Below are 19,073 nucleotides of genomic sequence, written 5' to 3'. Positions count from 1 at the left end.
CTAGGTCTGCTGGTCTGATGCGCAATCAATAAACCCGCCATGCGCAAAACATACGGGACTTTGATCGGCGTCGTCGTATATCGTAGGCAGTGGCGCTGTCAGCGGTTTCAGTCCGCAAAACCTTGACAGTTCGCGGGCTGAAATGCAGAATTAATGCAGGGTCGCGACGTGCGGCCGAACGAGACATCAGCCCGGCGGAGCGATCCGCGCGGGCTTTTTTAATGCCTGGAGGTCGGCATGCGCAGGGCAGGACGGAAGCGCAAGGCGGCTCCGGTCACGCTCGCGACCGTGCGCGCGCTGGCGGCCGAGCCGACCGCGACGCCGGGTCGGGACGCGGACTCCGTGCCGGAGCGGCAGGCGAAGGTCGGGTTCACGGCGGTCCGCGAGGCCGGCGGCCGGGTGCGGATCATCGGATCCGGCTCAGCCACCATCGTTCAAGGCGAGGGCATCGTGCGGCTTGCGCCCGTGCCCCTCGATGGGTTGGCGGCCCGCAACCGCCTGGACGAAGCCGACCCGGACCGGAACCGTCTGCTGCACGCGGCCGGCGAGCGGCTGCGCCACCACCACTACCGCGCCGGTCTGTCAGGGTTCGTCGGCGCGGCCAACGACGGCGGCTCGAACGGGCACTCCGACTTGTCGGAGCGCGGGACCATCACAGAAGCCATGGAGGCTTCCCGGCGGGCATTCTACCGGGCCGAGGCCGAGGTGCATCCGGCGGATTGGACCGTCGTCCACGGCGTGGTGATCGCCGAACGGACGCTCGACGCCATCGGCCAGGACCTCGGCTTCGGAAGCCGCGCCGCCGCCTCGGTCGCCCTGGATCGCCTCCGCCGCGGCCTCCTATCCCTCGCCGAGCTGTGGGGCTTCCTGGTGCCGGATCGCCGGGATGAGGCGATGTCGGCCGACCCGGCCAACGTCAACGCCGCCCGGTCGGATGGCGCAGCCTTGAAGATCGGCACGAGCTCGAACCCGACTGCCGGCCGGGGTTGCGCGCGGGCTCGAATGCCCGATCGCGGACATGCGAAATCGGCCGCGTCCGAAGGGACGATCCGTAGACAGAACCGGTCGCGATAACCGTGCTTGTCGTGACCAATCCGGCCGCCTGATCGGCCGCTCCTCCACCGTCGAGAGATCCCATGAATGTGCCGGTGCCGGTCGCGCCGGCAGAGCGCTTGAGCGCTGAAATCGTGCTGTACTCACCGGCGTTCGAGGAGGCCTTGGCCGGAGCCAAGGCGTTCGCGGGCGCTTCGAAGGCCGATCGCACCATCCAGGTCTACCGTGGGGCGTTCGATGCGTTCCGCGCCTGGTGCGGGACCGCCGGCATAGCCAAGCCGCTCCCAGCGACCGCCGAGGCGACGGCAGCCTACCTCAGCCACCTCGCCGCCTCAGGCCGCAAGGCGTCGACCATCGATCTGCACGTGGCCGCGATTGCCTGCGCGCACCGCGCCGCCGGCTATGAGACCCCTACGAGCTGCGAGATCGTCCGGACGACGGTGAAGGGCATCCGCCGTCGCCTCGGGACGAAGGCCACCCGGAAAGCGCCGGCGACGGCCGACGCATTGAAGCGGATGCTCCGGAAGATCCCCGACACGCTGGTAGGCAAGCGCGATCGCGCGCTGCTGCTCATCGGCTTCGCGGCCGCCCTTCGCCGGTCCGAGCTTGTGGCGCTGCACGTCGAGGACCTGGAGCGCACGGACGAGGGCGTACTCGTCCACATCACGCGCTCGAAGACGGACCAGGAGGGCGCTGGCCACGTCGTCGCCGTTCCGGCCGGCTCTAGGCTCCGGCCAGTCCAGGCGCTCGACGCCTGGCTCGATGCCGCTGCGATCACCGAGGGTCCCGTATTCCGGCCGCTCGGGAAGGGCGGCCGCGTCATCGCCGCGGCGCTGGCGACGGGTTCGGTGGCGCAGATCGTCAAGGATCGCGCCGCGGCAGCCGGCCTCGATCCGAAGCTTTTCTCGGGTCATTCGCTTCGAGCCGGGTTCGTCACCTCCGCTCTGGAGGCGGGTGCTGACCTCCTGAAGGTGATGGACGTCACCCGCCATCGCGAGGTCGGCACGCTCAAGGTCTACGACCGCCGAGCGCAGGCCTTCCGCAATCACGCCGGCAAGGGCTTCCTCTGACGGCATAGAGATCCGGGCGGGGCGGGAGGACGCCGCCGCGCTCGGCCAGGACCGCCGGTAGCCCAGCTGTCGCGGGCTTCAGGAGCTATCGGCGGTCCGCAACAGAGATACCGAGCGCGGCGGGTGGGGATCCGGTGCGCTCGGTTAGGACCGCCGGCTGGCCCCCCTCTTGTCTCTCCTCGGGGTGATGGCCGCCGGCGGCCCGCACAGGATCCGGCCCGAGCGGCCGGCAGAAGTGGCGCGAGGCGCTTTCTGACGGGGCCCGCGGCCCCCCCGAACACCAGACAGCACAGCTCCCCGCCTCGCGTCGGCTTGGTTGCCACGGATGGGGTCAAGCCGTGCGCGGGCCGCACTCACCGAACCGAGCCTGAAAGGCATCCCATGACCGCGAAAGTTCTCATTCGGGTAGAGCGTCCCGACGCGCCCCTTCCGTCCGTCATCAACAACACGCGGGACCTCGATCGCTGGCGCGTCGAGCGCCAGGAGGCTGACGCTCAGGTCCGCAGCCAGGTGAGCCAGCGCAGCGCCATGCTGGCGAGCGCCACGGTCGACGCCATCGCCAAGAAGGACGCCGCGATCAGCGCCGCCCGGATCCGGGCCGAACGCGCCGACGCCATCGTGACCACCGCCGAGCGCCGTCTGGCCGAGGAGGAAGCCCGCCAGGCCGCCAGGGAGCCGGAGCGCCGCCGCCGCTACGCCGCTGGCAAGAAGGCTGCGGCCGAGGCCGAGCGGATCATGCGGGAGGAGTACGGCCCGGCCGCCGCGGAGCTGGCCGATATCCTGTCCCGTCTCGCCGAGCTGCACGCCGTGGTCGACGCTGCCAACGCCGATCGTCCGCAGGATGCCGGCCCGCTCGATCCCGACGCATTCCGCAGCCTGCCCTCGAAGCCCGCCCGCCATGAGATCCGCACCGTCGAGGTCCTGGTGGACGAGCACGGACAGGAGACGAAGCCGCCGATCCGCGTCGCGGGCGGTCGCTCCCTTGGTCCGGACGACGGCAGCCCCGCGATCAGCGTCAGCGGCTACGGCAACACCGGATCGGACGGTGGCATGCGCACGGAGCTGCGCGAGCGCCAGGTCTACGTCGAGGCCTCGGCCGCCGTCGCTGCCCCCTCGCTCATCCGCACCGCCGTCGTACCCGGGCTTGCCTGGAACGACGCGCCGTTCTGGCCGCCGGCCAAGTCCTGACCCCTGCGCACTCACCGCTACACCTACAGAGAGCACGACCATGACGAACCGTTACAGCTTGTCCGCCAACAGCCCTGAGGCCCTTGCCGCCGCCGAGGATGCCCGACGCCTACTCGCCCGTGCCGGCAAGTCCCGCGATGAGGATCAGGACGAGGGTACCGACAAGAAGCTGGAGGACCTGGCCACCACCCCGGGCCGCGACGACGATACGGACGATGCCCTCGATGACGTCGCCGATGATGAGGACCGCGACGACGACGAGGACCAGGACGGCGAGAAGGCCGACGAGCGCGCCGGCCGCCGTGGTCGCCGTGCTGCCATTCGCGCCGCCGTGGATGCCGACAGGGCTCGCTCGGCGAAGGTGATGGAGCTCGCACGCGCGGCCGGCCTGCCGAATTTCGGCCGCCGGCACATCGAGTACGGCACGTCCGTACGCGAGTTCCGTCAAGCGCTGAAGGAGCGGCAGGGCAAGCCAGGCGCTCGTGCGCTCCACGAGCAGCCGAGCTTCAACAAGGAGGTGTCCCGCGGGGCCCGAGAGGCGCAACGCACCCTTGGAAAGCGGTAGTGCACCAGGATCAAAATCCTAGGTTCTTCCGGAGGCGGGTGCCGGGTGGGGGGAATTCGGACCCCACCGGGTGTCCGTTTCTGAAATTTTCAAACCGTTGGCAGCATCAGCACCCCCCTGGTGCGGAGGGAAATCGCATGCAGACGCATAGCCTTAGCGAGGCCGCAACCCTGCTGGGGCTGCACAGGAACACGCTGGCCGAATGGCTACGCGAGGGCTGCCCCTCTGTCGAGAAGGCCGACCGCTCGCGCGGCGTCGAGTGGAAGCTCGCGCTCCCGGAGATCATGCGTTGGCGCATCGAGCGCGCTGTCGCCGATGCGGTCGCGCCCTACAGCGGGGGCGGCGACATGATCACTCGCGAAGAGGCGGATCGCCGCCGCGCGGTGGCGATCGCGCGCATTGCCGAGATCGAGCTCGATGAGAAGCTGCGGACCGTCGTGCATACGGCCGACGCAAAGGACACCATGGCCCAGTTCGCCCAGGCCGTGAAACAGGGCGGGGACACCGCCATCAGCAAGATCGCGGCACGGTGCTGCCAGATGACGAACCCTCACGAGATCCGGACCATGTGCGAGGCCGAGTGGAACCGCGGCATGAGGGCCGCCCGCGAGGAGCTGCGCCGCCTCTGGGATCTGCAGCTGGCCGGCCTGGCGGACGATCTCGCCGAGCCGTCCGAAGATGAACAGCTCTGACGGCGCGTAGGCGCGCCGCACAGCCCTTCCGACCTATCCGGCGGCGCCCGCCGCCTCCGACCATCCGGGCCGCCCACGGCCCCGGAAACGCCCCCGCACGCCCGTGCCGGGCCCACCCATCGGAGACCGATCCATGTCGAACGACACCGCCGCCCCCGCGCCGGCCAAGATCTCGGAGATCACCGCCTGGCCGTACGAGTTCCCGCTGTCCCGCGCCGTCGAGATGCCCGAGGGGCTGTCACAGGTGCTCGTCCTCCAGGAGCCCACCGCCAAGGATGCCTTCGAGTTCGATCTGCTGACGGGCCTCTCGGCCGAGCAGGTTCGCCCGCTCGTGGCGCGCCTCGCCGTTACCCCGCCGCCCTTCGTCGACAAGATCCCGGCCGCCGACATCATCGCCCTGTCCGCCCGGCTCAGCCGTTTTTTCAGCAAGGCGGCGGCCTGACCGCTCGGCTCGATCAGATCATCCGCCACGGGATGCTCTGGAACCGGTCGTGGCCATTCTCGATCCCGCCGGATCAGCTCACTCCTCGGCAGCTCGCCTTCATCGAAGGGCGCATGCTGGCGATGACGCCACGTCCGGCCGCGGACGGCCTCGCCGCCGACGACGACTGACCCACACGAGGCCGCGCGCCACCCGCGCGGCCCGCACACCCTCGCCCACGGACAGGACAGGCCATGGCCGACGACAAGTTGAAGATCGTCGCGACGCTGGACGATCAGGTCACCGGCCCCCTCGGCAAGGTCGAGGGTGTTCTGAAGCGCGCGGCCGACGGCACGAAGGGCGCGGCGACCGGCATGCGCAAGGAGTGGGACGCCTTCAAGGGCGTCCTGGGCCAGACCAGCTCCGCCCTGTCGACCTTCGCCTCGCCGCTGGCCGCGCTGGGCATCGCCGGCGGCGGTGCGGCGCTGTCGATCGGCGCGCTGGGCGGTGCCATGCGCAGCTTCAGCCAGAACACCCAGTCCCTCGACATCCTGTCGAAGCAGACCGGGATCACGGTGAAGACGCTCCAGGCCCTGGAGAATATGGGCGAGCGCGTCGGTATCTCCGGGCAGACCATGCTTGGGGCGGCCGACAACTTCTCCCGCGCCGCCACGAGGCTGAAGCGCGGCTACAGCGAGGCGATGCAGGAACTGCCGGGGATGAACCTCGGCTGGCTGCTCAACGATCTCAAGGCGGCCGGCTCCGTCGAAGAGATGATGAACAAGCTGTTCGAGGATCTGCCGAAGATCAGCAACCTGGAGGCGCGCCGCCGCGTCCTGACAATGTTCTTCGGTACCGAGGAAATCGACAAGATCATCCAGGAGTACGGCCAGCAGGCAGGCAAGAAGCTCCAGGAGATCCGCCAGTCCGTCGCCGACATCACGCCCGAGGCGAAGCAGGCGGCCAAGGAGTTCGAGGACATGGTCGGCCGCTGGAACGCGGCGGTCGAGAAATCGAAGGTCTGGGCCCTCACGCCGCTCCTGAAGAGCGTCGTCACGCTGTTCGACAGCGCCGAGCAGAAGGGTCTGCGCGGGAACGAGCAGGGCGTCGACAAGAGCCTGACGGCGCAGCGCGACCGGAAACAGGCCCGGATCGACTACCTGAAGGACCATGCCGAAGGCGACCCGAGCGCCGCGGCCAAGATCGAGCGCCTGAGCCGCGAGGTCGCGCGCCTGGACGCGGAGCTCCGCCGGTCCCGCGAGGGTGGCGGCGCGTACCAGGCCGATGGCATCCCCACCGACACGGGGCCCGCCCCTACCGCGATCCCGCCCTCGCCACGGCAGGGCCTGGAGGGCCGCCGCACACAGGTGCAGCGGCAGCTCGACCTCCTGGAGCAGGGCCCCCGGGACGGCGATTACGAGCGCAAGCACACGCGCATGATCGAGGAGCTGAAGCGGGTCGGCGACGAGCTGCAGAAGCTTCGCGAGCAGGGTGCGACGGCGCAGCCGTCGAGCTTCGAGGCTCCTGGCGGCATGGGCGGCCTGATCCAGAAGGCTTCGTTCGGCGGCTCAGGCTCCGGCATGCCGCGCTCGTTCGGCGGCGCTGGCGTCTATGGCGGCCCCGGCGGCGGCTCTGGCGGCGGTGGCCCCGATGCTCCCCGGGACGTGCCGGCGGCCCCGTCGATCGGCGAGGGCATGCGGGGGCGGCCGTTCGGATCGAAGCCCGCCGTACCGGGCCACAGCTCGCCTCCCAGCGACCCGCCAGGCGGCTACAGCGGCAACGACGGCCGCCGGGCGGCCCGCACCGGCATGACGGCCGCCGGCCGCCAGAACGTGGCCTCCTGGATGGAGTTCTTCCGCAAGCCCGTCGACCAGGGCGGGATGGGCTACACGGACGAGCAGGCCCGCGGCCAGGTCGCCATGATGCAGGGCGAGAGCGGGTTGAACCTGAACCCCGGCGCGATGGGCGACAAGGACGCCCGCGGCGTGCCGCACGCCTTCGGCACGGTCCAGTGGAGCGACGCCAAGGGCAACGACCGTTTCCCGCGCCTCCGGGCGCTCGCGACCGAGATGGGCAAGGACTGGCGGGACAGGTCGGTGCAGCAGGAGATGTACCGGCGGGAGATGCTGGGCCGGTACCGCGGGGCCTACAACCGCGTCCGGGGCGCGCAGACCGGGGAGCAGTCGCTGTGGGCGGGCATCCAGAGCTACGAGAACCCGCGCGAGCACGGCCTTGCCTACGCGATCCGCCGGCCGTTCCTGAACCGCCTGCGCCGCGACGCGTCGAACCCTCCGGGCCCGGCGGTGGACACGGCGGAGGCGAAGCCGCCGACCCAGGCGGATGGAGACTACTTCCCGAACGGTGCGCCGCGGGTGATGAAGCCGAAATCCATGGCCGGCGATCCGAGCGTGCCGGGCGTCGTCATGGATCGCGGCTCGCCGGCCGGCGGGGACAGCATCAAGCAGCTGAAGCCCTGGACCAAGGCGGATGCGAAGCCGTCCAAGGATGCTGGTGACGCCCTGATGGACCGGTTCTACGGGCGCGGCGCGCCTGGCGCGGGCCAGACGATGCAGATGCCAGGTGGCTCGGGTGCCGGCGGCAAGGGCACCCTGCACATCAAGCTCTCGGGCGCGCCCCCCGGCACGAAGGTCGACCACGACATGGACGGCCTGTTCCGGGGCGTCACGATCTCACGCCACCGCCCAGCCCAAATGGACGACATCTGAGGTCCTGAGCGATGCCCGATCCGAACTTGATCTGCGAGGTGCGCGCGGACGGCGGCATCTTCAATACGTGGCTGACGATGGGAGTGACCTACACCTACCAGGACACGAACCCGATCCGGCACTTCGTCATGAGCTGCGCCGAGCCGTACGCGGCCGGCGTGATGAAGCTCGTCCCGGGCGATCGGGTCGATGTGACGCTCGCCGGTTTCAAGGTCATCGAGAACGGGTTCATCAAGATCCGGCAGGCCGGGTACGACGCGAACCGCCACGCCGTACAGATCTCCGGCCTCGCCGCGGCCGGCCACATTCAGCACGCCAGCGTGGAGCTGGGCCAGGTGCGGGGCTACCCCTTCTCGGCGATCGCCAACCGGATCGTGCAGAAGTACGGCGTGAAGTTCCGGATGGTGAACCCACCGCCGGGCGCTGATCTGGCGTTCCCCAACGTCATCCCCCAGTGGGGCGAGACGGACTGGGAGTTCCTGTCCCGCCTCGCCCGCAACCGCGGGATCCGGCTGACCTGCGCGGCCAACGGCGACTTGGTTGGCGGCGTCCCGGATGGCGGCAGCGGCGCGGTTCTGCGCGAGGGCGAGAACATCATCTCGTGCAACGCCTACATCGAGTTTCCCTGGGCGGAGAAAGTGATCGGCGGCGCGCAGGAGCAAGGTTCGGATCAGCGCTTCGGGCGCATCGTCTCCGAGGTGGCGTCCGAGACCAAGATCGACCAGGGCGCGAAGGGCCTTACGGTTCGCATCTTGGCGGACCGGCCTTTGAGCGCGCAGGAGAACAAGATCGCCACTGACGCCTACGCGGCCGACATCCTGCTCGCGACGCTGCGGGTGACGGTCGTGCACCATGGCTGGCTGAAGCCCGGTACGGATGGCTTGTGGGAGTTGGGCGACAAGGTCAGCGTCTACTCGCCCATGGCCTTCGGGCGCGTCGATAGCCAGAACCTTCGGGTCTACACCGTGACCTGCTCCCAGGACCCCGCGGGCCAGACCACGACGTCGGTCGAGCTCGTTAGCGAGGCGGCCTTCACGCAGCGCTTCCCGGACGGCCAGGCGGGTAACCCGTTCGATCAGACGGCGCAGAAGGCCAACATCATCGCGCCGGCATAGATCGGATCACTCGCCCTTCAGAGCGCGGCTCATGGCGGCCGAGAACCGCTCCGATGCCTCGGCGGCATCGCGGAAGAACTGCGCGATCTGCACATGGGTCGGGGGCGCGCCATCGTCCATGTCGAGTGGCACGGAGACCTGCAGCTCGATCCCGCCCTTGTCGAGCGTGACGAGCGCAGCCCCGTATTTCGGCTCGAAGAAGCGGGCGTCGACCTTGATGGCGGTGATGCGGACCGGCGGGTTTTCCATTGCACAGCACCATGAACAGCTTGAGGCAGCATGGTAGCATGCCGGAAGGCGGGGCGGGCTTAGAGGGCTCCGCGATCAGTCCAACACCGGGAAGCGCGGCACCTCGCCCCGCCCATGGCACGGCCTTGGAGCAGAGGACATGCCGCGCACGATCGCACAAGCGCCCCGTGGCTCCGGCCACGGGGCGCTTCGTCATTCCAGTCGGAAGGGTCGTGAAAGTTTCGCGCGCCTTGTCAGCTCCGCCGCCGGTCCCACTCGGCCGCCAGGATCGCGAGCGCGCGATCGACGGCTCGATCGAACGTCGCCCTGTGCACTCCGAACTCGCGGCAGAACTCACGGATCGAGCCGCCACCTGGCGGGTTCGGGAGGTTCCGGGCGATGGCACGTCGGCGCGCCTCGCACCGGGCCCATGTGAGCACCCAGAGCCGATCCCGGCTTCGCGCGCCGAGGACATCGGCGCTGAACCGGGGCCAGTCCAGCCCGGACGGGCTCTTGTCCAGGTCCAAGAACGCCGCTTGGCCGCGGCTTGCCGCATAGACCGGGGCATTCGGCAGATCAGTGAAGAAGGCCACGAGCCAAGCACGCACGTCGTCGGGCGTGGTGGCGGCCGGCGCAACGGGAGGCGGCGTCACGCGCCATTCTGCGCCTCTGCTGGCCCTCCTGGCGGCCATGGGGAGGGCATGTAGGCGCCGACACCTCTATCCAGCGGCAGCCAGCGCGGGCGAGTGCCGAATCGGGCGAAGTGCTCTTCCCAAGCGCGTCCCTCGGTAGCATCGCGTTCGACGAACACGCGACCGCCGACCGGCCATTCCCCTCGCATCGCCATCTCCATGGCCTTGGCGTTGTGGACATCGCGCACCGCGTCCGGAGCTTCCTGCGACGGCTGACCCGCCATGCGGTTCAGGAACAAGCCGATCGCGCCGTTGGCTGGGCGAGGCTTGTAGGCCTTCGGCCTCGGCGCGTCGGCGAAGTACCCGTCGGCCTTCATCGCCTCGTACATGGTTTCGCCACCTCGCCGCTTCAGCCGAGCCTCGATCCACGACACTGGCTCGGCGACTTCCTCCGTCACTGCAGCGTCGATCGCTGCCAGGACGGTGGCGGCATCCTCGGACACCAATCCGAGCCAGGATCCGATCAAGGCCCGGCAACGGACCTCCGGACGGCCCGTCCGGTCCCGAATGATCCGGACCCCCCTGTCGAAAAGATCTTTTCGAAATCCCGGCGGGATCGCACCGTCCTGCGGTGCCGGTCCGTCAGGACCGGAATTTTCTTTTGGCTGTTCTTTTGGCTGTTCCCCTGGCTGTTCGAACGTAGTGGGCCCGGAATCTCGTGCCGGTGAAGTCGGCATGAGATTCCGGGGGGCCTGGCACGTGGCGCCGGTGACCACGGCTCCGTCGGCGCTCACAACCGGCACGTCCTGCCGGTTGTGAGCATCCCGGTCCAACACAAGCTGGAGGCCATCGCTGGTCCGCGAGCCGTTCCCGCGGCGACGCTCCTTTCGGGTGATGAAGCCTTCCGCTTCGAGGAGCGCCAACGCCATCCGAACGGCCCGCTCGCTGTACCCCGTCTGCTCCGCGAGCTCCCGTTGCGAGGGGTGCGCCGCGCCGGCGCGGTTCGCATAGGTCGCGATGGCGTTTAGGACGTTCTTGGCCGGAACGTTCTCGATGGCCTGTCGGCCCGCCCATCGGATGATCGCCAGGATGGACATGTCGATCATCGCCCGTCCTCCTCGATCAGTTCGAAGCGCTTGAGCTGAGCTAAGCGCGTGTCGAGCAGGTCATTGTTGCCACCGTAGCGATTGATCAGCTCCTGGCGGGTGACGCCGCCCCGGACGGAGGCGATCACGACGTAGATCCCGAGGGCTGCCGGCGAGAGGCGTGGCAGGTCCAAAATCGCGGCATCGATGACGACAGAGCGCAGCGCCGAGCGCCTGCGGTTGATCATGCGGATGACCATGACGTCCTCTGAAGGCAAAGCTTCGCCAGTCCATGCGCGAGGGTGCCGCGCAGCGGTCGGGCCGGTTGATCGGAGGCGGAGGCTCGGGCAATGTCTCAACGCTCGCCCCGACGCGGATGCGCGGGGATTGCGAGTTGCGACGACGGGTGTGGCGCGGCGGTGCGCTGTTCAGCCGTCAGACGCGGCAGAGCACGAGTTTAGGATCTGGCCGGGCACGGAGGTCCGCGCGGGATAGGCCTGGCATGGCGGCGCAGATGCGCGGCGATCGGCGCCTTCATGCGGCGGCCTCGCTGGCCGGCGCGGGCCCGTACAGGTTTACGAAACCGTCCCGGGCCTTGCGCTGAAAGGCTTCGCCGTAGGGCGGGTAGCTCTGCGCGCGCACGAGCCGAAAAAAGCTGTCCGGCTTCTCGCTGTGCTCGCCCATCGGGCCGGAGAAGGCGGTGGCCACGTCCTGGCGCCGCGTCATCAGACGGCCGCGGGTCGCGAAGACGACGTGCTCCGTGTTCGGCCGGAAGTACCGGCCCAGCGTCCAGCGGGGCTTGTTCCAGGTCAGCACCTGGCGGAGATCGAAGCCCCACACCGGCAGCAGGTCGAGCGCCACGCGCATGAACGGACCGGTGGTCCAGAGATAGAGGTGGCAGTCGTCCTCCGCCCAGCTCGCGACCGGTACCGCCGCAATCTCCTCGACGCTCATGGTCGCGTAGGGCGGCCGCTGGCCCTCGGAGACCGAATCGTCCTCCCACGGCGGGTCGAGCACGAGGGTGCGGAACCGACCGACGTGCGGGGCCAGGGTGAGCACGCGATCCTCGTCCAGCATGCGGCGCAGGCGCCGGTGCGCGCCGTCGACCTTCCCGGTCCGGTTCATCGCCTCCACGATGGGGCCGACGCGTTCGGGATCGACCTCGGCCGCGGCGTAGATCTCGGCGATCTTGTCGACCGTGCGCCGGCCGACCCCGCAGACGTCGGCCACGCGGTCCCGGACGCGGCCCGAAACCGCGGGCAACTTGCCCGCGTCGCTGTCCCCGCCGAGCTGCATCGATGCCGGCCACGTCCCGGCCTCGTGCGACCGGCGGACGCCCTCGATCTCGTACGGTAGGAAGCGCGGCGGGCGCGACGGCATGCGGGCGCGTGACCAAATCCGGGGTGGAGTAGGAGTGGCGGTCGAATCGGGGGCGATGAACGCCCCGGCCGTCACGTGAGGGATCGCCCCACGGCCGGCACGGTCAGCCCGCGCCCGGCGCGATCCAGGGGGCGATCCACACCGCGAGCTGTCCCGCCTGGCGCATGATCGCGCGTGCCAGCCACGTCCGCGGCAGGTAGTCCCAACGCCGCCTCACAGGCGGCGATTCGGGCGAGGAGGATGGAGTACTCATCGCGCGCCTCTTCCTGTGCGCGGGTGGCGCGCGCCGCCCGGATGGCTTCGATTTCCGCGGCCTCGATGCGTCTGGCTTTCCCGTACCAGACGTCGAACGCGCGCCAGTAGGTCAGGCCAGATCGACGGGCCGCCCGCCCAATCTGCGCCTTCACGCGATCGCCGGATAGGAACGGGCGCGCGAGCTCGCGCAGGCCCTCCGCGGCTTCAGCCGATAAGGCGGTCAACGACGCCTCCCAAGACTTTTGGGACATCTCCCACGGCTCCTGCGCCACGCTGCGGGGCGTGGAGAGGAGCGACGTAGTGGACCTCGGATACCTTCAGGGGTTGAGCATCAGGACCGCCGGCCGCGTCAGCTTTGGCGAGCGCGGGCGGCCGGCGGACCGATGCGATAAAGATCACGAGCCGCTTGAGAGGTTGGCGAACGCGTTGGACGAGCTCGCGCGCGATCCCCGATTGAGCGCCGACGCACGCCGGGTGGCCGGGGCGGTCACCCTTGAGCTGATGCGCGCTGGGTTTTGAACGGCCGCTCACCGAGCGTGCTCCGGCTCGCGGGGGTAGATGTCTGGACGGAGCTGATGTCGCGGAATGCCCGTAATTCGCTCTACATCCAGCACCCTAGTCGGAGGAACTGAAACCCACTGCTCGACAGCTTGGCGCGATATGCCGAGTTGACGCGCAACTGTGCGGGAGCCCCCCGCCTTATCAAGCCATCGCCGCAATGCTTCTCTCATGCGTCCCTATTGCCAGTCAGGGTCGGCGAAGGCAAGTGATACTTGCCTGGACGCTAGGTGGCTTTCCCTCACAAGTCACGTATGGCTCAGACCCTTGGATCAGTGCTCAGAGAGCGACGCAAGTCGCGTGGGTTGACGCAGCAAGCGATTGCAGCATCGCTGGGCGTAACCCGAGCCGCGGTAGGCCAGTGGGAAGCAGGCACACATGAGCCATCGACAGACAATCTAATTGCTGTCTGTCGCTTGCTTGATCTCGATGTATCACGTGCAGTCGAAGGTGAGATCTCCGGTGCATTCGCGGATGCATTTCACGAAGTCCAGCGTAGACTCGCACCGGTAAAAGAAAATTTCGAAAGAAACGATACTATTGGCGCATTTGATCTCATAAAGAAAGAATTGGAAAACGTAGTAAGCAATGGTCCATTGGCCGATGCTGCAAAAATTCCGTTTTTTCTTACCCAGGCTGCCGACGAAGACTTTGATTTTCTGATAATCCAGCCTAATTTTGCTGAAGCGCCGCGGCCGTCTAAGTTAGTGGGTAAAAATGAGGCCTACTGCTTCAGAGTATATGGCGACAAGCTTTACCCAAAATATGAGTGTGGCGCGCTTGCTTATGCTGATCCTGCCTCGTTGCCCCAGTTGAATGATTATGTTTTGCTTAGAACGACCATGAATAAGACTTTTTACGGAGCCGACAACAAACGCGAATTAATTGCGAACGTTTGTATAATGGGTCGTTATGTAGGAGATACTGCAACTAGTATCGATATCCTCCAACATAATCCATCTAACATACTTCGCCTTTCCGTAAACGAAGGCACTCGTATTGATCGCATTTGCGATCCCACAGAACTGGTTGCCTACTAAAATTCGCCTCGGCAAGTTTCGCTTGCCTGATCGGAAAATGCAAGTATAGCTTGCCTCTCTCGCAGCGGGAGGGGAAGGCGGCTATGCATTCTATGGTCGATGCAAATCGGTGCCGCCTATCCGGCGGCCTTACTCGTCCGATATCGCAAGTTAAGACGGCGGTGGGAACGCGTGTTGCAGACAACCAGCTTCTCAATTTAGCAAACGAGCTCGAAGCCGCAGCCACGCCCTACCTCGCCTACGATCGCGACGCTGAGGTCACCAGTGCCGATCCGGACTGTGAGGAGGCGCGGGAAACGGGGCGCCGCCTCTACAAAGCCGTTAAAGCCGTCGCTGATCAGATCTTCGCCCATCAGCCCGAGTCGCTCGCGGGCCTCCTCGTACAGGCTCACGCCGCCACGTTGGTGGCAGAGGCGGATTGGCAGGACACGTCCTCATTCGTCGGCCAGGACGGGACGCTCCTTCGCATCGTCGCCAACAGCCTGTTCCGCCTCGCCGGTGTCGACTGGCGCGGTCGGCCGATCGACGGCCGCCCTCCGGATCAGCTGGACTGCACCCCTCCCGCGACTGCGGACGATGCCGCGCTGCTCGACCTCGGGCGTCAGTTCGATGCCCACCACGCCGCATGGCTTGAGCTCGCTCCCAACGCGCGCCGTGTGGAGAAGGAGGTCGAGGCAACGCTGGAGGGCCTGAGACGTACGGGTCGCTCTCCCGGAATGGATGATCTCGGCACGGCTTGGGACGCGAACGGCCGGCGCCAAGCGCATCGGCGTGAGGCGGATGCCTTCGATGCCATGGTGCGTGTCGTGGAGAAGATCCGCGACTGCCCCGCTCGGACAGTCGAAGGACTCGCCGTGAAGGCGCGCGCCCTCTCCACCGCGGTCTGGCCCACTGGTACGTACGTCCAGGAGGCCGGCCCAGGCGAGGAATACCCGAACGATCACATTCGGGACCTCATCGAGGCGACTTGTGCGCTGGCAGGCGTCGACATGGTCGGGCGGCCGTTGCCCCATCGGCCGGTCTCAGCTGCGACGGGCGCCTCGTCATCGCTCGACGCCGCCTTGATCCCGCTGGCCGAGGCAGCGATCGCCGAGGAGCGCGCGGCGACGGCCATATCCGAGGCGACCGATCACGACGCCCCGCCCGGCACCTTCGCCCGGTCCATGCAGCTCCTGGAGCTCGTGACCGCGACGGACGCTCGCACGCCGGCCGGCGTCGCCGCCAAGGCCCGCCTCCTCCTCACCCATGCGCCCGAAGAGGATGACCTCGACGGAAATTGGCGGTGCCAGGCCCTGGCACTCTCGCTCGCGCGGGACGCCGCCCAACTGAGCTGCCAGTAAATGCCTCGCACGCCCGCCCGGGTCACACAGGCCGACATTGCCCGGGCAATCCGCGCCTTGCGGGATGCCGGCTTCCCGATCGTTCGTGTGGTGATGCGCGATGGTGGCGTCACCGTTGAGCCGGCGGAGCCGGTTGAGACGCCAGCCAGCCGCAGGCTTGCCGACCGGGAGCGGGTGGTGGTCCTATGACCGCCGACATGCCGCGTCCACGCCCGAGGCACCTCCACCGCGAGATCACTCGCCACGGCGAGACGGTCTGGTACTGCCGCCGCGGCTCCGGGCCTCGCACGCGCCTGCGCGAGCCCTACGGCACGAAAGCGTTCTGGGCGGAGTTCGCGGCGGCCCTCGCCGGTCAGGCCGCACCGGTCGCGAAAGGCGCCACCGTTGGGACGCTAGCTTGGCTCATCGACCGGTACCGGATCAGCGCGCATTGGACCGAGGCCCTGTCGGCCGCCACGCGCGCCCAGCGCGCCGGCATCCTGGCAGAGACGGTCCGGATCGCTGGCACCGAGGCGATCGAGGCGATCACGGCGCGGGCCATCCGCGAGGGCATGGACCGGCGCGCCGCGCGACCGCACGGCGCCAACAACTGGCTGAAGACGATGCGGGGCCTGTTCGCCTTCGCGGTCGAGCGCGAGTACGTGCAGGCCGACCCGACCCGCGGCGTGAAGCTGCTTGGCGGCCCGAACGACCGCAACGGCTTCCACACCTGGACCGAGGAGGAGGTCGCCCGGTTCGAGGTGCGCTGGCCGCTCGGCACGCGTGAGCGCCTGGCGCTCGATCTCCTGCTCTACACGGGCCTGCGCCGCGGCGACGCAGCCCGCGTCGGCCGTCCCCACGTGCGCGAAGGCCGGATCCGCATCGAGACGGAGAAGACCGGCCAGGAGGTCACGATCCGGATCCTGCCGCCGCTCGCGGCCTCGATTGCGGCGTGCCCCGTCGGCGAGCTGACGTTCATCGCCGGCGAGCGCGGTCGGCCGATGACGAAGGAAAGCTTCGGCAACTGGTTTCGGGACGCATGCGCGGCGGCCGGCGTTCCGGGCCGGGCCCACGGCCTGCGCAAGGCCGGCGCGCGCCGCGCGGCCGAGAGTGGGGCGACTGAGGCTGAGCTAAATGCGTGGTTCGGTTGGGCCGAGGGCAGCCGCGAGAGCGCAACCTACGTGCGCGGCGCCAATCGAACGAAGCTCGCCGAGCGTATTGCCGACCGATGGAACGACGGCGCTATTCCCGCACCTCGCGACCCGGTGCGGGAGCGAGAGCAGAAAAGTCAACGAACACAAGATGTTGGAAAGTGGATGGCTCCCCGAGCAGGACTCGAACCTGCGACAAGGCGATTAACAGTCGCCTGCTCTACCAACTGAGCTATCGGGGATCACGGCCGCGTCTCTACACACCGGGATCGCGGGACGCAAGTGCCTCGTCGCGTACTCCCGCCGACGCAACGCACTGGGTTGGGCATGACCGGGAGCGGCGCGACGCGGGCGGCGGGCCACCCGTAGCAGTCTCAATCGCTACGGCCCTCACTTTGGCCCGTTTCGATCCGTCCGGGTTCGGCGTTCCGGGTTCATCAGAGCGTCACGGCTCGTCCTTACGGGAGCGGCCCCGCCGCGCCGACCGGCGAACGCCCGCCACGCCCATGCCGACCCGTCGCTGCCTCCATACGGAGGAGCCCGACATCCTGCCCGACCTGATCGCCGTGCCGTGCGACGGCCTGCGACGCGAGATCGCCGCCGCGCGAGCAGGGCGCCCGGTGATCGGGACGCGGATCGCCACCGATGCGGCCGGCGCATCGGTTCGTCGTGATTAAAGCCGCCGTCCGGCGGGCCGAGAACACCGGCGCGGGCAGACTAAGCTGCCTTCATCGACCGGCACGCGATTTGATGCCTTCAAGTATAGCAAAGTAAAGATCTTTTGCCGACGACACAATCGGATAAAAGTTGGTGATATGTTTGGGTTTTGCCGACTACATTAAGGCGAACTGCGGCGCACTGTGATCTAGAGCCTTCGGCTATCCTGCGATCGCGAGTCTGGCGTCACATCGATGCGCATTTCCTTAGGCATCAAGCTCTCAACGGTGGTCGGTTTGATGGCCTGCGTGGCCGTCGGCATCTCGGCCTTCGCGGTCCGGCAATCGAACTGGGAGCAGGAGCGCGCGGCCGCCACGGACAGGATCTGGAACGCCGGGCTGCAGGCCGGAGCTCTCGGGCAGGCGATCGAGCACGCCGTGGTGCAGGCGACGACGCTCTACGTGGCCGAGGACGTGACCGAGGCGCGGACGCGGCTGTCCGCGCTTCACGACGCCCTGGCGACGGTCGAGCAGGTGCGGAAACCGTTCCTCGAAGCCATGGAGGATCAGCTGCCCGAGGACCGGCGCCGGCGGTTCGACCTCTTCGTGAAGGAATTCATCGCCTATCAGAACGACACGGCCGAGCTGGGCCTGACGATCTCGCCCAAGGCCGCCCTCATCCAGGCCACCGATGAGGCCACCGTGAAGAACCGGGAGCGCATGGTGGCGGAGATCGCCGCGCTGGGGCGCGATGTCCTGGAGCGCCTGAACATGCGGCGGGCCGCCGACGCGGCCGACCGCCGGCAGGCGCGGATCACCCTCATCGTCGTGCCCGCGGTGGCCCTCGCCCTCGGGTTGCTCGCCGCGTTCGCGATCATCCTCACGCAGGTCCGGCGGCCCCTGGACCGGCTGAAGGTCTCCATGACGTCCCTGGCGGCGAACGATCTCGGCCGCACGATCCCGTTCACCCATCGCCGCGACGAGATCGGCGAGATGGCCAGCGCCATCGCGGCGTTCCAGCAGGCTCTGGTCGAGAAGCGCGACCTCGACGCGCAGGCCAAGGCGCGGGTCGATCGCGACCGCCTCCGCGCCGAAGCTCTGGCCGAGGCGACCCGCGCGTTCGAGGCGGAGACGCACCGCGCGGTCACCGATCTCGCTGGCTCGGCCGAGGCGATGCAGAATGCGGCCGATACGCTCTCGGGCAATGCCGGCGCCATGGCATCGCAGGCGGCCGTCGTGGCCGGCGCCTCCGATCAGACCGCCGGTATCGTGGACAGCATCGCCAGCGCGGCCGAGGAACTCTCCGCCTCAGCCCGGGAGATCGAGGCACGGGTCCGCTTCACCAGCGAGATCGCCTCCTCCGCCCTGACCGACACCCGCGGCCTGGAGGAGACGGTGATGAGCCTCTCGCAGGCGGCCGAGGAGATCGGCGCCGTGGTCACGCTGATCCGCGAAGTGGCCGAACAGACGAACCTGCTGGCGCTCAATGCCACGATCGAGGCGGCGCGCGCCGGCGCCGCGGGCCGCGGCTTCGCCGTGGTGGCCGCCGAGGTCAAGGCGCTCGCCGGCCAGACCGCGCTGGCCACCGACCGCATCACCGGGCAGGTCGGATCGATCCAGCAGGCGGCGGATCGCACGGTCGGCGCCATCGGGACGATCGGCCAGACCATCGCCCGGATGAGCCTGATCGCCACCGAAGTCGCGGAGGCCACCGATCAGCAGGGGCATGCCAGCCAGGAGATCGCGAAGGCGATCTTTAACGCCGCCGCCGATGCCCGGAAAGTCTCCGAGAGCATCGCGCGCGTCCGCGCCGCCGCCGCGTCCAACGACGCCCAGGCCGGACAGGTGCGCGGAAGCGCCTCCCGCGTGACCGCCGGAACGCACAGTCTGCAATCGGCGATCGAGACCTTCATGGGACAGGTCCACCGCGCCTGACGCC

General features: G+C 68.4%; 19 protein-coding genes, 1 tRNA gene and 1 pseudogene. 13 read left to right on the top strand and 8 right to left on the bottom strand.

Annotated features, from left to right (window positions below):
• Positions 1-237: 237 nt before the first annotated feature.
• The 8 genes from MKL01_RS16175 (at position 238) to MKL01_RS16140 (ending at position 8,830) form a co-directional block, all read left to right on the top strand.
• Positions 238-1,074, top strand: a complete 837-nt coding sequence (locus tag MKL01_RS16175; protein ID WP_243906230.1) for a hypothetical protein — start codon at positions 238-240, stop codon at positions 1,072-1,074.
• A 98-nt stretch (positions 1,075-1,172) separates the two neighbouring features.
• Positions 1,173-2,123: a site-specific integrase gene (locus tag MKL01_RS16170; protein ID WP_243906229.1), complete on the top strand. Its 951-nt coding sequence runs from the start codon at positions 1,173-1,175 to the stop codon at positions 2,121-2,123.
• Between the two features lie 381 nt (positions 2,124-2,504).
• Positions 2,505-3,311 carry a hypothetical protein gene (locus MKL01_RS16165; protein ID WP_243906228.1) on the top strand — a complete coding sequence of 269 codons (807 nt, stop codon included), beginning with the start codon at positions 2,505-2,507 and terminating at the stop codon, positions 3,309-3,311.
• Positions 3,312-3,351: 40 nt separating this feature from the next.
• On the top strand, positions 3,352-3,876 hold the full coding sequence (locus MKL01_RS16160; protein ID WP_243906227.1) for a hypothetical protein: 525 nt from the start codon (positions 3,352-3,354) through the stop codon (positions 3,874-3,876).
• A gap of 137 nt (positions 3,877-4,013) precedes the next feature.
• Entirely contained in the window at positions 4,014-4,568 is a 555-nt protein-coding gene (locus tag MKL01_RS16155; RefSeq protein ID WP_243906226.1) for a hypothetical protein, read from the top strand.
• A 133-nt stretch (positions 4,569-4,701) separates the two neighbouring features.
• Entirely contained in the window at positions 4,702-5,010 is a 309-nt protein-coding gene (locus MKL01_RS16150) for a hypothetical protein (protein WP_243906225.1), read from the top strand.
• A 233-nt stretch (positions 5,011-5,243) separates the two neighbouring features.
• Positions 5,244-7,715, top strand: coding sequence for a phage tail tip lysozyme (locus MKL01_RS16145; RefSeq protein WP_243906224.1), 2,472 nt, complete (start codon positions 5,244-5,246; stop codon positions 7,713-7,715).
• A gap of 11 nt (positions 7,716-7,726) precedes the next feature.
• A complete protein-coding gene (locus MKL01_RS16140; RefSeq protein WP_243906223.1) occupies positions 7,727-8,830 on the top strand; it encodes a hypothetical protein in 1,104 nt (367 codons plus the stop codon).
• Positions 8,831-8,836: 6 nt separating this feature from the next.
• Here the strand turns inward: MKL01_RS16140 and MKL01_RS16135 are convergent, their stop codons facing one another.
• From MKL01_RS16135 to MKL01_RS16105, 7 genes are all read right to left on the bottom strand, one after another.
• A complete protein-coding gene (locus MKL01_RS16135; protein WP_243906222.1) occupies positions 8,837-9,079 on the bottom strand; it encodes a hypothetical protein in 243 nt (80 codons plus the stop codon).
• A gap of 233 nt (positions 9,080-9,312) precedes the next feature.
• A complete protein-coding gene (locus MKL01_RS16130; protein WP_243906221.1) occupies positions 9,313-9,711 on the bottom strand; it encodes a hypothetical protein in 399 nt (132 codons plus the stop codon).
• Positions 9,708-10,796, bottom strand: a complete 1,089-nt coding sequence (locus tag MKL01_RS16125; RefSeq protein ID WP_243906220.1) for a helix-turn-helix domain-containing protein — start codon at positions 10,794-10,796, stop codon at positions 9,708-9,710. The genes MKL01_RS16130 and MKL01_RS16125 overlap by 4 nt, the downstream gene beginning before the upstream one ends.
• The gene (locus MKL01_RS16120; protein WP_243906219.1) at positions 10,793-11,035 is read right to left on the bottom strand and encodes a hypothetical protein; all 243 of its coding nucleotides are present in this window, start codon (positions 11,033-11,035) and stop codon (positions 10,793-10,795) included. Before MKL01_RS16120 ends, MKL01_RS16125 begins: the two co-directional genes overlap by 4 nt.
• Before the next feature lie 274 nt (positions 11,036-11,309).
• A complete protein-coding gene (locus MKL01_RS16115; protein WP_243906218.1) occupies positions 11,310-12,155 on the bottom strand; it encodes an MT-A70 family methyltransferase in 846 nt (281 codons plus the stop codon).
• Positions 12,156-12,226: 71 nt separating this feature from the next.
• A complete protein-coding gene (locus MKL01_RS16110; protein WP_243906217.1) occupies positions 12,227-12,634 on the bottom strand; it encodes a hypothetical protein in 408 nt (135 codons plus the stop codon).
• Positions 12,635-12,937: 303 nt separating this feature from the next.
• Positions 12,938-13,141: a transcriptional regulator gene (locus MKL01_RS16105; RefSeq protein WP_243906216.1), complete on the bottom strand. Its 204-nt coding sequence runs from the start codon at positions 13,139-13,141 to the stop codon at positions 12,938-12,940.
• Between the two features lie 81 nt (positions 13,142-13,222).
• Here MKL01_RS16105 and MKL01_RS16100 point away from each other — a divergent pair, with 81 nt between their 5' ends.
• From MKL01_RS16100 to MKL01_RS36000, 3 genes and pseudogenes are all read left to right on the top strand, one after another.
• Positions 13,223-14,008, top strand: a complete 786-nt coding sequence (locus MKL01_RS16100) for a helix-turn-helix transcriptional regulator (protein WP_243906215.1) — start codon at positions 13,223-13,225, stop codon at positions 14,006-14,008.
• Between the two features lie 161 nt (positions 14,009-14,169).
• Positions 14,170-15,348 carry a hypothetical protein gene (locus MKL01_RS16095; protein ID WP_243906214.1) on the top strand — a complete coding sequence of 393 codons (1,179 nt, stop codon included), beginning with the start codon at positions 14,170-14,172 and terminating at the stop codon, positions 15,346-15,348.
• A 185-nt stretch (positions 15,349-15,533) separates the two neighbouring features.
• A pseudogene (locus tag MKL01_RS36000) lies at positions 15,534-16,451 on the top strand (tyrosine-type recombinase/integrase); the annotation flags it as partial.
• Positions 16,452-16,644: 193 nt separating this feature from the next.
• Here the strand turns inward: MKL01_RS36000 and MKL01_RS16085 are convergent.
• Positions 16,645-16,720: transfer RNA gene (locus tag MKL01_RS16085), tRNA-Asn, on the bottom strand.
• Between the two features lie 264 nt (positions 16,721-16,984).
• Between MKL01_RS16085 and MKL01_RS16080 the strand changes: the two genes are divergently transcribed.
• Complete coding sequence (locus MKL01_RS16080) at positions 16,985-17,155, top strand: hypothetical protein (RefSeq protein ID WP_243906213.1); 171 nt, start codon at positions 16,985-16,987, stop codon at positions 17,153-17,155.
• A 234-nt stretch (positions 17,156-17,389) separates the two neighbouring features.
• Positions 17,390-19,069, top strand: a complete 1,680-nt coding sequence (locus MKL01_RS16075; RefSeq protein WP_243906212.1) for a methyl-accepting chemotaxis protein — start codon at positions 17,390-17,392, stop codon at positions 19,067-19,069.
• Positions 19,070-19,073: the final 4 nt, after the last annotated feature.

The organism is Methylobacterium sp. J-070, from assembly GCF_022829385.1.
Taxonomy (GTDB): Bacteria; Pseudomonadota; Alphaproteobacteria; order Rhizobiales; family Beijerinckiaceae; genus Methylobacterium.
The sequence above is the reverse complement of the archived record's forward strand: the minus strand, read 5'-3'. Positions and strand labels throughout refer to the sequence as shown.